At 71.9% G+C, this 13,407-nt stretch carries 14 protein-coding genes and 1 tRNA gene; 9 read left to right on the forward strand and 6 right to left on the reverse strand.

Features of this window, described 5'->3' with window-relative positions; translation table 11 throughout:
• Positions 1-18 precede the first annotated feature (18 nt).
• Positions 19-990 carry a sulfate/molybdate ABC transporter ATP-binding protein gene (locus LRP67_RS05340; RefSeq protein WP_231269147.1) on the forward strand — a complete coding sequence of 324 codons (972 nt, stop codon included), beginning with the start codon at positions 19-21 and terminating at the stop codon, positions 988-990.
• 47 nt (positions 991-1,037) lie between these two features.
• Here the strand turns inward: LRP67_RS05340 and LRP67_RS05345 are convergent, their stop codons facing one another.
• Positions 1,038-1,529, reverse strand: a complete 492-nt coding sequence (locus tag LRP67_RS05345) for a YajQ family cyclic di-GMP-binding protein (RefSeq protein ID WP_231269148.1) — start codon at positions 1,527-1,529, stop codon at positions 1,038-1,040.
• Between the two features lie 102 nt (positions 1,530-1,631).
• Between LRP67_RS05345 and LRP67_RS05350 the strand changes: the two genes are divergently transcribed.
• Both LRP67_RS05350 and LRP67_RS21775 read left to right on the forward strand, forming a co-directional pair.
• A tRNA-Tyr gene (locus tag LRP67_RS05350) sits at positions 1,632-1,714 on the forward strand.
• A gap of 75 nt (positions 1,715-1,789) precedes the next feature.
• Complete coding sequence (locus tag LRP67_RS21775) at positions 1,790-2,554, forward strand: MOSC domain-containing protein (RefSeq protein WP_231269149.1); 765 nt, start codon at positions 1,790-1,792, stop codon at positions 2,552-2,554.
• A gap of 34 nt (positions 2,555-2,588) precedes the next feature.
• Here LRP67_RS21775 and LRP67_RS05360 read toward each other — a convergent pair whose 3' ends face one another.
• From LRP67_RS05360 to LRP67_RS05375, 4 genes are read right to left on the reverse strand one after another with little or no spacing between them, the layout of a single operon-like run.
• A complete protein-coding gene (locus tag LRP67_RS05360) occupies positions 2,589-3,527 on the reverse strand; it encodes a metallophosphoesterase (RefSeq protein ID WP_231269150.1) in 939 nt (312 codons plus the stop codon).
• Between the two features lie 9 nt (positions 3,528-3,536).
• Positions 3,537-4,019 (reverse strand): nitroreductase family deazaflavin-dependent oxidoreductase, encoded by a 483-nt coding sequence (locus tag LRP67_RS05365; RefSeq protein ID WP_231269151.1) that lies wholly within the window; start codon positions 4,017-4,019, stop codon positions 3,537-3,539.
• A gap of 32 nt (positions 4,020-4,051) precedes the next feature.
• Complete coding sequence (fahA, locus tag LRP67_RS05370) at positions 4,052-5,230, reverse strand: fumarylacetoacetase (protein ID WP_231269152.1); 1,179 nt, start codon at positions 5,228-5,230, stop codon at positions 4,052-4,054.
• Positions 5,227-6,042 (reverse strand): hypothetical protein, encoded by an 816-nt coding sequence (locus LRP67_RS05375; protein ID WP_231269153.1) that lies wholly within the window; start codon positions 6,040-6,042, stop codon positions 5,227-5,229. Before LRP67_RS05375 ends, fahA begins: the two co-directional genes overlap by 4 nt.
• A gap of 79 nt (positions 6,043-6,121) precedes the next feature.
• Here LRP67_RS05375 and LRP67_RS05380 point away from each other — a divergent pair, with 79 nt between their 5' ends.
• A complete protein-coding gene (locus LRP67_RS05380; RefSeq protein WP_231269154.1) occupies positions 6,122-7,318 on the forward strand; it encodes a homogentisate 1,2-dioxygenase in 1,197 nt (398 codons plus the stop codon).
• A gap of 1 nt (position 7,319) precedes the next feature.
• Here the strand turns inward: LRP67_RS05380 and LRP67_RS05385 are convergent, their stop codons facing one another.
• Positions 7,320-8,099, reverse strand: coding sequence for a hypothetical protein (locus tag LRP67_RS05385; RefSeq protein WP_231269155.1), 780 nt, complete (start codon positions 8,097-8,099; stop codon positions 7,320-7,322).
• A 142-nt stretch (positions 8,100-8,241) separates the two neighbouring features.
• Between LRP67_RS05385 and LRP67_RS05390 the strand changes: the two genes are divergently transcribed.
• From LRP67_RS05390 to LRP67_RS05410, 5 genes are read left to right on the forward strand one after another with little or no spacing between them, the layout of a single operon-like run.
• Positions 8,242-10,611: an FdhF/YdeP family oxidoreductase gene (locus LRP67_RS05390; protein WP_231269156.1), complete on the forward strand. Its 2,370-nt coding sequence runs from the start codon at positions 8,242-8,244 to the stop codon at positions 10,609-10,611.
• A 21-nt stretch (positions 10,612-10,632) separates the two neighbouring features.
• Positions 10,633-11,643 (forward strand): pirin family protein, encoded by a 1,011-nt coding sequence (locus tag LRP67_RS05395; protein WP_231269157.1) that lies wholly within the window; start codon positions 10,633-10,635, stop codon positions 11,641-11,643.
• A 31-nt stretch (positions 11,644-11,674) separates the two neighbouring features.
• The gene (locus LRP67_RS05400; protein WP_231269158.1) at positions 11,675-12,250 is read left to right on the forward strand and encodes a DNA-3-methyladenine glycosylase I; all 576 of its coding nucleotides are present in this window, start codon (positions 11,675-11,677) and stop codon (positions 12,248-12,250) included.
• Entirely contained in the window at positions 12,247-12,606 is a 360-nt protein-coding gene (locus LRP67_RS05405) for a CidA/LrgA family protein (RefSeq protein ID WP_231269159.1), read from the forward strand. Before LRP67_RS05400 ends, LRP67_RS05405 begins: the two co-directional genes overlap by 4 nt.
• A complete protein-coding gene (locus LRP67_RS05410; protein ID WP_231269160.1) occupies positions 12,603-13,310 on the forward strand; it encodes an LrgB family protein in 708 nt (235 codons plus the stop codon). Before LRP67_RS05405 ends, LRP67_RS05410 begins: the two co-directional genes overlap by 4 nt.
• The last annotated feature ends 97 nt before the right edge of the window (positions 13,311-13,407 follow it).

The raw sequence follows: 13,407 nt of genomic DNA on the forward strand, positions 1-13,407 counted from the left end.
GATCCCGAAGGACCCACCATGAGTATCGAAGTCAAGAACGTCACCAAGAAGTTCGGGGACTTCGTCGCCCTCGACGACGTCTCCGTGTCCCTGCCCACCGGTCAGCTGACCGCCCTGCTCGGTCCGTCCGGCGGCGGCAAGTCGACCCTGCTGCGGATCATCGCCGGCCTCGACAGCGCCGATGTCGGCACCATCGACATCGAGGGGACCGACGCCACCCGGCTGCCGGCCCAGAAGCGCGGTGTCGGCTTCGTGTTCCAGCACTACGCGGTCTTCAAGCACATGACCGTGGCCAAGAACGTCGCGTTCGGGTTGGAGATCCGCAAGCGGCCCAAGGACGAGGTCAAGCGCCGGGTGGAGGAGCTCCTCGAGCTCGTGCACCTGTCGCAGTTCTCCCACCGGCTCCCCTCGCAGCTCTCCGGCGGTCAGCGCCAGCGCATGGCGCTGGCCCGCGCCCTGGCGGTCGAGCCCAAGGTCCTGCTGCTCGACGAGCCCTTCGGGGCCCTCGACGCCAAGGTCCGCAAGGAGCTGCGCGACTGGCTGCGCCGCCTGCATGACGAGGTCCACGTGACCACGGTGTTCGTGACCCACGACCAGGAGGAGGCCCTCGAGGTCGCCGACGAGATCGTGGTCATCAACGAGGGTCGGGTCGAGCAGATCGGCACGCCCGACCAGCTCTACGACGAGCCGGCCAACGAGTTCGTCATGGGCTTCCTCGGCGAGGTCACCCAGCTCGGCGCGGTGCGCCTGCGCCCGCACGACATCGAGCTCACGGTGACTCCGGGCCCGGACGGCGCGATCGAGGGGACGGTCACGCGGGTCCTGCGCGTGGGCTTCGAGGTCCGGACCCAGGTCGCCACCGCCGGCGGCGACGTGACCGTCGTGCTCACCCGTACGCACGCGCGCCAGCTGGAGCTGGCCGAGGGCGCGAGGGTGTGGCTGACCGCCGCCTCGGGTGCGACCGCCGTCGCCGCGATGGCGGCCGTCTGAGGCACGGAGGGCGGGCGTCGGACCGGCGCCCGCCCTCCGGCTTCGGCTCAGCGGTAGTTCGTGAACTGCACGGCGAAGTCGTAGTCCTGCGACTTCACGAGCGCCTGCACGGCCTGCAGGTCGTCGCGCTTCTTGGAGGAGACCCGGAGCTCGTCGCCCTGGATCTGCGCCTTGACCCCCTTCGGACCCTCGTCGCGGATCAGCTTGGAGATCTTCTTCGCGTCCTCCGACGAGATGCCCTCCTTGAGCGCGATCGCGATCTTGGAGACGGTGCCTGACTGGCGCGGCTCGGAGGGGTCGATCACCTTCAGGCTCACGTCGCGCTTGATCAGCTTGCCCTTGAAGACGTCCAGGACGGCGGTGGCGCGGTCATCGGCCGAGGCGGTGATCTCGATCGCCTCGTCGCCCTGCCACTCGATGGTCGCGCCGGTGCCCTTGAAGTCGAACCGGGTCGCGATCTCGCGCGCGGTCTGACCGAGCGCGTTGTCGACCTCCTGCCGGTCGTACTTGCTCACGATGTCGAAGGACGAGTCGCCCATCTGGATCACCTGCTCCTGGTCTGCGGTTTTTCGTTCGCGGTTGTCGCTGCGCTATTGTTTCGCCTCGTTGCCGACCGACCAAACACCGGTCGTGCTTCGCCAGGCAGGTTGCCCGAGCGGCCAATGGGAACGGACTGTAAATCCGTCGGCTTATGCCTACGCAGGTTCGAATCCTGCACCTGCCACCGCAGCGCCCCGGCCCCCAGGACCGGGGCGCTTGAGCGTGTCGTCATGCCCACGACCGTGCGAGGATCGAGGTCGTGCAGGTCGTCTCCGTTGGGTTCTCGCCGGTCAAGGGCATGCGACACACGTCCTACGACGAGGTCGCGCTGGACGACCACGGACCGGTAGGGGACCGCGCCTTCTGCCTCGTCGACGTCGAGCGGCGCACCGTCCTACGGACCGTCACCCACCGTGCCCTGCTGGCGGTGGTCGCCGCATGGGACGGGTCGGTGCTCGACCTGGAGCTGCCGGACGGCCGGCGTGCGTCGGCGCCGCCGGTGCTCACCGGCGAGCGGGTCACGTGCGACTACTGGGGCCGCTCGGTTGCCCACGAGCTCACCGACGGGCCGCACGCCGCGCTGCTGACGTCGTACCTGGGCAAGGAGGTGCGGCTCGCCGCGTCGCCGCGCGGCGGCGTCGTGTACGGCGCCCCCGTGAGCCTGCTGACCACGGCCTCCTTGCGCGACCTCGGGGAGCGCACCGGCCGCGGGGACCTGCTCGACACCACCGCGCGCTTCCGGATGACGATGGTCGTGGACGCCGGCGACGAGCCGTACGCCGAGGACGGCTGGGCCGGCCGTGAGCTCCGAGTGGGTGAGGCGGTCGTCCGTATCCGGGGGCCGGTCGGCCGCTGCGGCGTCATCGACCTCGACCCCACGACCGGAGAGAAGGACGGCTCCCTCCTCAAGGCACTGTCCAGGTACCGCCCCACCACCGACGGCGAGCCGTGGTTCGGCGTCGACGCCCAGGTGGTGACCCCCGGCGCCGTCCGTCCGACCGCTGACCCGTCAGAGACTTTCTGACGGGTCACGGTGGTTGCGCGCAGTTGGCGACGGGTCAGTCGCGGGGGGAGTGGTCCTCGAAGTCGGCGTTGAAGGGGGAGTCCTTGCGGGAGAGGGCCTCGCGGCGCTCTTCGGGGGAGAGGGCCTCGACCTGGGCGAGGACGTCGGAGGGGAAGCCGCTGACCTCGGGAGCCTCGGCCAGGGGTACGACGGTGTGCACCACCCGGTCGGCGTAGACGTGCATCATCGTGAACGACGTGTGGCCGTCGACGCCGGAGACGAACCGCTTCACCGGCGCGGGGTCGGAGGTGTAGCAGGAGGCCGAGGCGACGCTGACCGGCACGCCCGCGAACTGCGAGTACGTCGAGAAGTGGAAGTGCCCGCCCATGATCTCGCGTACGTCGGTCCCGCGGACGACCTCCTCGAGCCGGTGCTGGTCGAGGAGCTCGATGATCTCCGCGGCCCGGAGCATCGGCAGCGGGATCGGCGGGTGGTGCATCGCCAGGATCGTGCCGTGCTCGGCCGGGGTGGCGAGCACGTCGGCCAGCCAGGCCAGCTGCGACTCCTCGAGCTCGCCGTGGTGGTAGCCCGGCACGCTGGTGTCCAGCGCCACGACCCGCAGGCCGGCCACGTCGTAGACGCGGTCCTGCGGCCCGGTGGCCTCCTCGCCGAACAGCCCGGCGGCGTACTCCGCCCGCTCGTCGTGATTGCCCATCGTCCAGACCACCTGCGCGCCCATCGCGGCCGCCGCCGGCTCGACGATCTCGCGCAGCCGCGCGTACGCCGCCGGCTCGGCCTTGTCGGCGAGGTCGCCGGTGAAGACCAGCGCCTGGGGGGCCGGATGCACGTGGGCGAGTCGCTCCAGCGCGCGCCGCAGGCCGGCCTCGGTGTCGACCCGGCCGTACTGCCGCTGCCCGCCGGCGAGCAGGTGCGGGTCGCTGAGGTGGGCGATGACGTGGGAGGGCGCGGGGTGCTGCCCGAACTGCGCGTGCATGCCGAGACCTTAGGGCCTGGGCGACTGTGTCCGCTCGAGAAGGAAGACCGGGATCCGCCGGGTGGTGCGCTCCTCGTATTTGGCGAAGTTGGGCCACGTGCGCAGCATCACCTGCCAGAGCTCGGCTCGCTCCTCGCCCTCGACCTCGCGCCAGGTCACCTCGTGCTCGACGCCCTGGTAGCGGACCGTCGCGGTGGTGGTGGCCCGGAGGTTGGCGACCCATAGCGGCGTCCGAGGCCCCCCGAAGTAGGAACCGGCGACCAGCCAGCCGTCTCCGTGCGGCACGCACAGGAGCGGGGTGGTGCGCGGGATGCCGCTCCTGCGCCCGGGCACGGTCAGTGCGAGGTTGGGCAGCCCCGCGACGTCGAGGAGCGTGACCCGCCCGCCGGTGAGCCGCTGCAGGCGGGTGTCGGTCCACACCACCTGAGGCAGCAGCCGGGGCATCCAGGGGAGGGCCCCGATGCGCACGGCGAGTGGTGTCAGCAGGCCCATGGCCGAAGGGTAGGCCCGGAGCAGAACGGGTTCTAGTGTGCCGACTCGATCCGCCCGCGCACGTCGCCGAGGGCGATCCGCCCGCCATCCGCCCCGGGCGCGGAGTAGCGGAGCACGACCTCGTCGCCGTCCTCCAAGAAGGTGCGTCCGTCACCCCACGGCTCGCTCCCGCCCCAGCTGAGCTCGAGGAGCGACCCGCGCTGGGAGGCCTCCGGGCCGCTGATCGTGCCCGAGGCGAAGAGGTCGCCGGTGCGCAGGGAGGCCCCGTTGGCGGTGAGGTGGGCCAGCATCTGCGCGGGCGACCAGTACATCGACGAGTACGGCGGCCGGCTCACGACCTCGCCGTCGATCACGACCTCGACGTCGATGTCGAGCCCGCGGGCGCGGTCGGGCGCGAGGTAGTCGAGTGGGCGCGGGTCCTGGCCGGGCAGGTCGACCCAGGCCGCCTCCAACGCCGCCAGCGGGGTCACCCAGTGGGAGATCGAGGTGGCGAACGACTTGCCGAGGAACGGCCCCAGCGGCACGTACTCCCACGCCTGGATGTCGCGCGCCGACCAGTCGTTGAGGCCCACCACGCCGAACACGTGCCGGGCGAAGTCGTCGTGCGGCACGGGGGTGCCGAGCGTCGAACCGGCGCCGACCACGAAGCCGAGCTCCGCCTCGATGTCCAGCCTCCGGCTCGGTCCGAACGTCGGCGCGTCCTCGGTCGGCGCCTTCCGCTGCCCGCTCGGGCGCACCACCGGCGTGCCGCTGGGCACCACCGTGCCGGCACGCCCGTGGTAGCCGACCGGCAGGTGTCGCCAGTTGGGCAGCAGCGGCTCCTGGTCGGGTCGGAAGATCCGCCCGACGTTGGAGGCGTGCTGCTCCGAGGCGTAGAAGTCGACGTAGTCGGCCACCTCGACCGGCAGGTGCAGCGTCACCTCCTCGAGGGGGTACGACGGCCCGTCGGCCTCGGCCGCCGTGCGGGCCTGCTCCCGGGTCTCGGCCCACACGTCGGGGCCGAGGGCCATGAAGGCGTTGAGCGAGGCGGACGCCAGCTGCGGCCGGCCGGTGGCGGCGTGCAGGTCGAGGACCCGGTCGCCCAGGCGGACCCCGACCCGCGGAGCCTCGCCCGCGGGCGAGAAGACGCCGTACGGAAGGTGGTGGAAGGACTCCGTCCTTCCATGGGGAGTACTCGCTGCGCTCGTACTCCCGGGCGATGCGGTGCTCATGCGACCAGCCCCAGCTCGCGCAGGTCGGCCCACGGCTCGGCGACCGAGCAGGACCCGAACGACGTGAACCACCGCCGTACGCCGGTCAGGTCCCGCGCGGCCAGTGCGGCCGCGTCCCGCGACTCCAGCGTGGCCACCACCTCCTCCCGCGACCCGCCGTCGAACGCGAGCCGGGTGGCGGCGAGCACGTTGAGGAAGCCGTGACCCTCGTCGTGGCGCACCGCGTGGTGCAGCCCGGCCGTGCACTTGAACGGCGTCTCGCGGTCGAGCGCCGCGTCGATCCACGCCGCGAGCGTGGCGGACGAGGGCACGTGGTGGGCCTCGAGGCCGCCGGTGCGGAGCTTGAGGCGCAGCTCGGCGCCGGCCACCTCGTCGGCGGCCGCGAGCCAGGAGTGGCCCGGGTCGTCCAGGGGCAGCTCGACGAAGATCGGCAGGTGCTCGTCGAGCACGCCCTCGGCGCGGGCCGCGTCCACGGCGGCGACCACCCGGCGCGCGTTGCCCGCGAGGTCGTCGAGGTCGCGCAGCGCGATCTCGAGGGCCGCGAGACGCAGCCCAAGCCGGCCGCACAGCCCCGCGGGGCCGGCCAGCTGACCGGCACCGCCGGTCACGACCACCGACAGGGGGGCCTCCAAGCCACGCACGGCAGGCAGGTCGGTGTCGCGGAGCACGAAGCTTCCGACCAGCTCCGCGCCCTCCTGCGGCGTACGGGCGGCATGGGCGGCGACGGCCTCGGGAAGCGGGACGTCGCCGGGCGGGAAGATCGCCGCGTCGTCGACGAGCCCCGCGAAGGCGGGTTCCAGGGACGGGGACACGCGGCTACTCTAGGTCAGTGACAGATAGCGGACGCAAACGTCCGCTGACCGAACATCCTCTTCGACGACTGGAGTCCCCGTGGCGTACTACCGGCAGGTCGGCGAGGTGCCGCCCAAGCGGCACATCCAGTTCCGCGACCTCGAGGGGCGCCTGTACTACGAGGAGCTGATGGGGGAGGAGGGCTTCTCCTCGGACTCCGCGCTGCTCTACCACCGCGGCGTGCCCTCGGCGATAGTCGCGAGCGAGCTCTGGGAGCTGCCCGACCAGGGCACCGCCCCCAACCATCCGCTCAAGCCGCGCCATCTGCGCCTGCACGCTCTCCAGACCGGCGACTGCGCCGTGACCGGTCGCCGCCTGGTGCTGGGCAACGCCGACGTCCGGATCGCCTACGCCGTCACCGGCACGAGCGCCTCGGCGCTCTACCGCAACGGCACCGGGGACGAGTGCGTCTTCGTCGAGTCCGGCTCCGGCACGGTGCAGACCGTCTTCGGGTCGGTCGACTACCGCACCGGCGACTACGTCGTCGTCCCCCGCGCGACGACGCACCGCTGGGTGCCGGCCGAGCCGAGCCGGCTCTACGCGATCGAGTCGAACAGCCACATCGCGCCGCCGAAGCGCTACCTCTCGCGCTACGGCCAGCTGCTGGAGCATGCGCCGTACTCCGAGCGAGACCTCTACGGCCCCACCTCCCCGCTGCTCGTCGAGGGCGAGGACGTCGAGGTGCTGGTGAAGCACCGGGCCGGTGGGCGGGTGGTCGGCACCCGGATGACCTATGCCAGCCACCCCTTCGACGTGGTGGGCTGGGACGGCTGCCTGTACCCCTACACCTTCAACGTCGAGGACTTCATGCCGATCACCGGCAAGATCCACCAGCCGCCGCCGGTGCATCAGGTCTTCGAGGGACACCGCTTCGTGGTCTGCAACTTCCTGCCCCGCAAGGTCGACTACCACCCGCTCTCGGTCCCGGTGCCGTACTACCACTCCAACGTCGACAGCGACGAGGTCATGTTCTACGTCGGCGGCGACTACGAGGCCCGCAAGGGCTCCGGGATCGGGCTCGGCTCGATCTCGCTGCACCCTGGCGGCTACGCCCACGGCCCGCAGCCCTCGGCCATCGAGGCCTCGCTGGGCGCGGAGCGATTCGACGAGTCGGCGGTCATGGTCGACACCTTCGCCCCCCTCGACCTCGGCGAGGCCGCGCTCGAGGCGGAGGACCCGGCGTACGCGTGGAGCTGGGCGAGCGACCGGGCCGGCCGTGGAGCAGAGAGCCAGTGAGCTAGGGAGCGACCGGCTGGCGGGTGAGCACCTTGTAGGTGTAGGCCGTGCCGATGAGCACGACCGGGACGCTGACGATGGCGCCGACGAGGCAGACGAGGAAGCCGAGGAAGGCGACGACGCCGCCGACGATGTACCAGACCAGGGTGTCGGCGAGGTTGGTGCGGACCAGGTGGATGCTGGCCTTGATCGCCTGCCAGGGGCCCATGCCCTTGTCGACGATGAAGTACAGCGTGTACTGGCTCGCGAAGCTGAAGACGATGCCCGGCAGGAGGCACAGCAGGAGCCCCACGGTCGTGAGGACCCCGATGAGGATCGAGGCGACGACGACCTGGGGCAGGTGATGCGGGGAGATGACGGTGGCCGGGGTGAACCGCCGCCCCTCGGTGAGGTCCAGGCCGCCACGGATCACGCCGGCGCTGATGATCTGCGCGACCACGAAGGACAGGGCGCTGAAGAGCAGCGAGACCAGGCTCGCCAGGCTCACGTAGCCGCCGCAGTCCTCATACGACGTCCCCCGGCAGCCCATGGCGTCGCGCACGAGGTAGCCGGCCCCCTGGACGACCCCGACGGCCACCACGATCGCGATCGCGGCGACGATCACCGCCCCCACGTTCGCCCGGAACTTCTCCCACCCGTAGCGCAGGGCGCTGCCGACGTCCCATCCGGAGGCGCCGAGCGCGGGCGCGCCGTACCCGCCGGGGGGCTGCGCGGGGGGCGGGCCGGGTGGCCGCTCGGGTGGCTCTGGGGGTGTGCCCTCAGGGGGTCCGTAGGTCGACATCGGCGTTCCTTCTCAGAGCCGGCGCCACGTCGGACGCAGCGTGGGTAGGCCCAAGCTAGCCTGGGGTGCACCGCCCGGACAGGGCCGGACGGATCCTCAGGATCCGGAGGATCGCCCCTTGGCAGATGGGTACTGGCGCACTATGGGTCGAAGGTCACGAGAGCACGAGATCAACGAGGCCCACGTCGAGGCCGGCGGGCCGTCGCACGCGGCCGCCGGCGTCACCGCCGTGGGCGTGGCGCTGAAGCGGGCCGTGGGCCACATGGGCGTAGTCCGCTCGGCGCGGACGCTGCTCAAGCTCAACCAGACCGATGGGTTCGACTGCCAGGGCTGTGCCTGGCCCGATCCGAGTCCGGAGCACCGGCACACCGCGGAGTTCTGCGAGAACGGCGTGAAGGCGGTCGCCGACGAGGCGACGCGCGACCTGATCGGGCGCGAGTTCTTCGCCGCCCACCCGGTCGCGGAGCTGGCCGAGCGCACCGACTACTGGCTCAACCAGCAGGGCCGGGTGATCGAGCCGATGGTGCTGCGCGCCGGCGGCACCCACTACGAGCCGATCTCCTGGGACGACGCGTACGCCCTGATGGCCGACCACCTGCGCGCCATCGAGCCCGACCAGGCGATCTTCTACACCTCGGGCAAGGTCTCCAACGAGGCCGCGTACCTCTACCAGCTCTTCGCGCGCTCCTACGGCACCAACAACCTGCCGGACTGCTCCAACATGTGCCACGAGTCGACCTCGGTCGGTCTGGCCGAGTCGATCGGCATCGGCAAGGGGTCGGTCACGCTGGACGACATCCACGGCGCGGAGCTGATCGTGATCATGGGCCAGAACCCCGGCACCAACCACCCGCGAATGCTGCAGGCACTCGAGATCGCCAAGCAGAACGGCGCCAGGATCATCGCGGTCAACCCGCTCAAGGAGACCGGGCTGGTGCGGTTCAAGAACCCGCAGACCCCGCGCGGCTTGCTCGGCCCCGGCACCGGCCTGGCCGACCTGTACCTCCAGATCCGCACCAACGGCGACCTCGCGCTGCTCCAGGCGATCGGCTCCCTGCTGCTGGAGTGGGGCTGCGTGGACCGGGACTTCATCGACCAGCACACCGCCGGCTTCGAGGAGTACGCCGCGGCGCTCGGCGCCCTCGACTGGGACAAGGTGCTCGCGTCCACCGCCTTGCCCCGCGAGGAGATCGAGGCGGCCGCGCGGATGTTCCAGTCGTCGTCCAAGACCGTCATCTGCTGGGCGATGGGCATCACCCAGCACCACAACGCCGTGGCGACGGTGAAGGAGATCGTCAACGTCGCGCTGCTCCAGGGCAACATCGGCAAGCCGGGCGCCGGCCTGTGCCCGGTGCGTGGTCACTCCAACGTCCAGGGCGACCGCACCATGGGCATCTGGGAGCGGGTCCCCGACCACTTCCTGGACCGGTTGCAGGCCGAGTTCGACTTCGACCCCCCGCGCGAGCACGGCCTCGACACCGTCGCCTCGATCAAGGCGCTGGCGCAAGGCGACGCGCGGTTCTTCATGGGCCTCGGCGGCAACTTCGTCTCCGCCGCGCCCGACACCTCCGTCACCGAGGACGCGCTGCGCTCGGCGGCGCTGACCGTCCAGGTCTCCACCAAGCTGAACCGCTCCCACGTCGTACACGGTCGTGAGGCGCTGATCCTGCCGGCGATGGGGCGCAGCGAGCGCGACCAGACCGGCGGCCGCCTGCAGAAGGTCACCGTCGAGGACTCGATGTCGTCGGTGCACACCTCCCACGGCCCGCTCAAGCCGGCGTCGCCGCACCTGCGCTCGGAGGTCGACATCGTCTGCTCGCTCGCGCTGGCGACGCTGGGCCAGTCCAGCCCGGTCCCGTGGGCGGACTTCCGCGCCGACTACGGGCAGATCCGCCGCTCGATCTCGCGGGTGGTGCCGGGGTGTGCCGCCTACGACGAGAAGGCGAGCCAGCCCGGCGGCTTCGTGCTGCCGCACCCGCCCCGCGACACCCGGACCTTCCCCAACGACGCCGGCAAGGCGCTGTTCCAGGTCAGCCCGCTCGAGGTGCTCCAGGTGCCCGAGGGCCGGCTGGTGCTGCAGACGATCCGCTCTCACGACCAGTTCAACACCACGATCTACGGCCTCAGCGACCGCTACCGCGGCATCGAGGGCGGCCGGCGCGTGATCTTCATGCACCGCGACGACATCACCGGGCTCGGCTTCGAGGAGGGCGACTTCGTCGACATCGTCAGCGAATGGGAGGACGGCTCGGTGCGGCAGGTGCCGACCTTCCGGGTCGTCGCCTACGACCAGCCGCGCGGCTGCGCCGCGGCCTACTACCCGGAGACCAACCCGCTGGTGGCGCTCGAGCACACCGCGGAGGGCAGCAACCAGCCGGCGTACAAGTCGGTGATCGTGCGGCTCGAGCCGTCCAGCGGCGGCCGCACGGGGGTGGTGCAGTCGAGCGACGCGCACCGGTTCACCAGAGGCGACGAGACCAAGCGCTACGTCGAGCCGCCCCAGCTCTCTTGACCCTCCGGCAGACTGGGGGACGTGGACCGGGACCGGGTGCAGCTGCTGACTCCGCGTGAGGTGCCGCTGGGCGGCCCCCGGGCGATGACGGTGCGGCGCACCCTGCCGCAGCGTGAGCGCTCCCTGATCGGCGCGTGGTGCTTCGTCGACCACTACGGCCCAGACGACGTCGCCGACACGGGCGGCATGTCGGTGCCGCCGCATCCCCACACCGGTCTGCAGACCGTGAGCTGGCTCTTCACCGGCGAGATCGAGCACCGCGACAGCGCCGGCAACCACGCCATGGTGCGCCCCGGCGAGGTCAACCTGATGACCGCCGGGCGCGGCATCAGCCACTCCGAGGTCTCCACCCCGCAGACGCGCGAGCTGCACGGCGCCCAGCTGTGGGTGGCGCTGCCCGACGGTGCCCGCGACGTCGCCCCGGGCTTCGCCCACCATGCACCGCCGCTGCTCACGGGCACCGGCTGGGAGGCGCGCGTCCTTCTCGGCTCGCTCCTGGGCGACACCTCGCCGGTGCCGACCGCGACGCCGCTGCTGGGCGCCGAGCTGTTGCTCGACCCGGGGGTCACCCTTGACCTCGACGTGGACCCGGCCTTCGAGCTCGGGGTGCTGGTCGACCGCGGTCGGCTCGAGGTCGCCGGCACGACCGCGGAGCGCGGTGACCTGGCCTTCGTAGCGCCCGGGTCGGCGTCCTTGAGGCTCAGGTCGTACGACGAGCCGGGGCGGGTGCTGCTGCTGGGCGGGCCGCCGTTCGGCGAGCCGATCGTGATGTGGTGGAACTTCGTCGGGCGCAGCCACGAGGAGATCGTCGGCTTCCGCGCGCAGTGGCAGGCGCAGATCGCCGACGAGGCCGGCGAGCCCGCCGATCCGGGCGCGGCCGGCGGGCTGCGCGAGGAGGCCGGCCCCGGGCAGCGGGTGGTGCGCGACGGGCAGCTGGTCCGCGACGGGCGCTTCGGCGTCGTGGTCGGCGAGCACCTGCCGCCCATTCCGGCGCCGTCACTGCCCAACGCCAGGCTGCGAGAGCGCCGCTGACCCGTCGGCACCCGATGGGAGGATGCCCGGCATGGGACCGGTGCAGGGTGAGGACGGCGTGCTGCGCTGCCCGTGGGCGGGCGGCCCGGGCCTCATGCGCGACTACCACGACACGGAGTGGGGCAACCCGGTGCACGGGGAGGCCGCCTACCTCGAGCGCCTGACCCTCGAGGCGTTCCAGTCCGGACTGTCCTGGTCGACGATCCTGCACAAGCGCGAGGCGTTCCGCGAGGTCTTCCACGGCTTCGACGCCGACGCGATCGCCGCCTTCGACCAGCGCGACGTCGAGCGCCTCATGGCCGAGCCGCGCATCGTGCGCAACCGGCTGAAGATCCAGGCCGCGCTGACCAACGCGCGGGCCACCGTGGCCCTGCGCGAGTCCGAGGGCCTCGAGGCGTTCGTGCTGGGCTTCCGACCCGAGGTGCCGCCCGCACCGGAGACGACCGAGGAGCTGGCGACCACCTCGCCCGAGTCGGTGGCTTTGTCCAAGGCGCTCAAGAGTCGCGGCTTCGCGTTCGTCGGCCCGAAGACGATGTACGCCCTGAGCGAGGCCGTCGGCCTCTTCGACCCGCACCTGGTGGGCTGTCACCGCCGTGGTGCCGCATGATCACCGGGCTCACCTGGCTCCTGGCCTGCCAGCTCGTCGGCGAGGTGGCCGTCCGGCTCCTCGACGTGCCCGTGCCGGGCCCCGTGGTCGGGATGCTGGTGCTGTTCGTGCTGCTGCGGGTGCGTGAGGTCCGCGACGACGCGAACGTCGTGCGGGCCGGCCTGGGGCTCCTGCGCCACCTGCAGCTCTTCTTCATCCCCGCCGGTGTCGGGGTTGTCGCCTACGCCGCCACGATCCGCGACCAGGCCCTGCCGATCGCCGTGGCGCTGGCCGGGTCTTGGCTCGCCGGGCTGGTCGTCGTGGGCTGGGCGACCGTGCTCCTGGAGCGCTGGCTGCCCCAGCGGAGCGCCTCGTGAGCGAGACCCGCGAGTGGCTGGTCCACTCGCCCGTCTTCGCCCTCCTGCTGACCCTGGTCGCCTACCGGATCGGGCGTGAGGTCCGCGATCGCACCGGCGGGCACGCCCTCGCCCAGCCGGTGCTCGTCGCGATCGTTCTCGTCGCGGCGGCGGTCGTGCTGCTGGACGTCGACTACGCCGAGTACCGCGACGGGACCGACGTACTCGTGTTCTGGCTGGGGCCGGCCACGGTCGCGCTCGCCATCCCGCTGCACCGCCAGGCCCACCGGCTGCGTGGCTTCCTCGTGCCGATGCTGGTCGCCATCCCGCTCGGCGCCGCGGTGTCGATCGCCAGCGCGGTCCTGCTCGTGCGGGCCTTCGGCGGTGACGAGCTGCTCGAGCGCACGACCGCCCCCAAGGCGGCCACCACCCCCGTCGCGATCGCCCTGGCCGAGAGCAACGGCGGCATCGCCGCACTCGCGGCGGTCCTGGCCATCCTCGCCGGCATCCTCGGCTCCGTCGCCGGCCCCGCCGTCCTGGACGTGCTCCGCGTGCGCGACCACCGCGCCCGCGGCCTCGCCCAGGGCGCCGTCTCCCACGGCATCGGCGCCTCCCGCATGCTCGCCGCCCACGAGACCGAGGGCGCCTTCGCCGGCCTCTCCATGGGCCTCACCGCCCTCGCCATGGGCATCCTGCTCCCGCTCCTGCTCGCCGTCCTGCTCTAGCCGCCCGCCGGCCGGTGAGGGCCTCAGGGACCTCGAGATTCACCGGGCACCCGGTGAATCTCATGCTTCCGGTACGAAACTTTGTCGGGGAGGCGTG

The organism is Nocardioides sp. cx-169, assembly GCF_021083605.1.
GTDB lineage: Bacteria > Actinomycetota > Actinomycetes > Propionibacteriales > Nocardioidaceae > Nocardioides.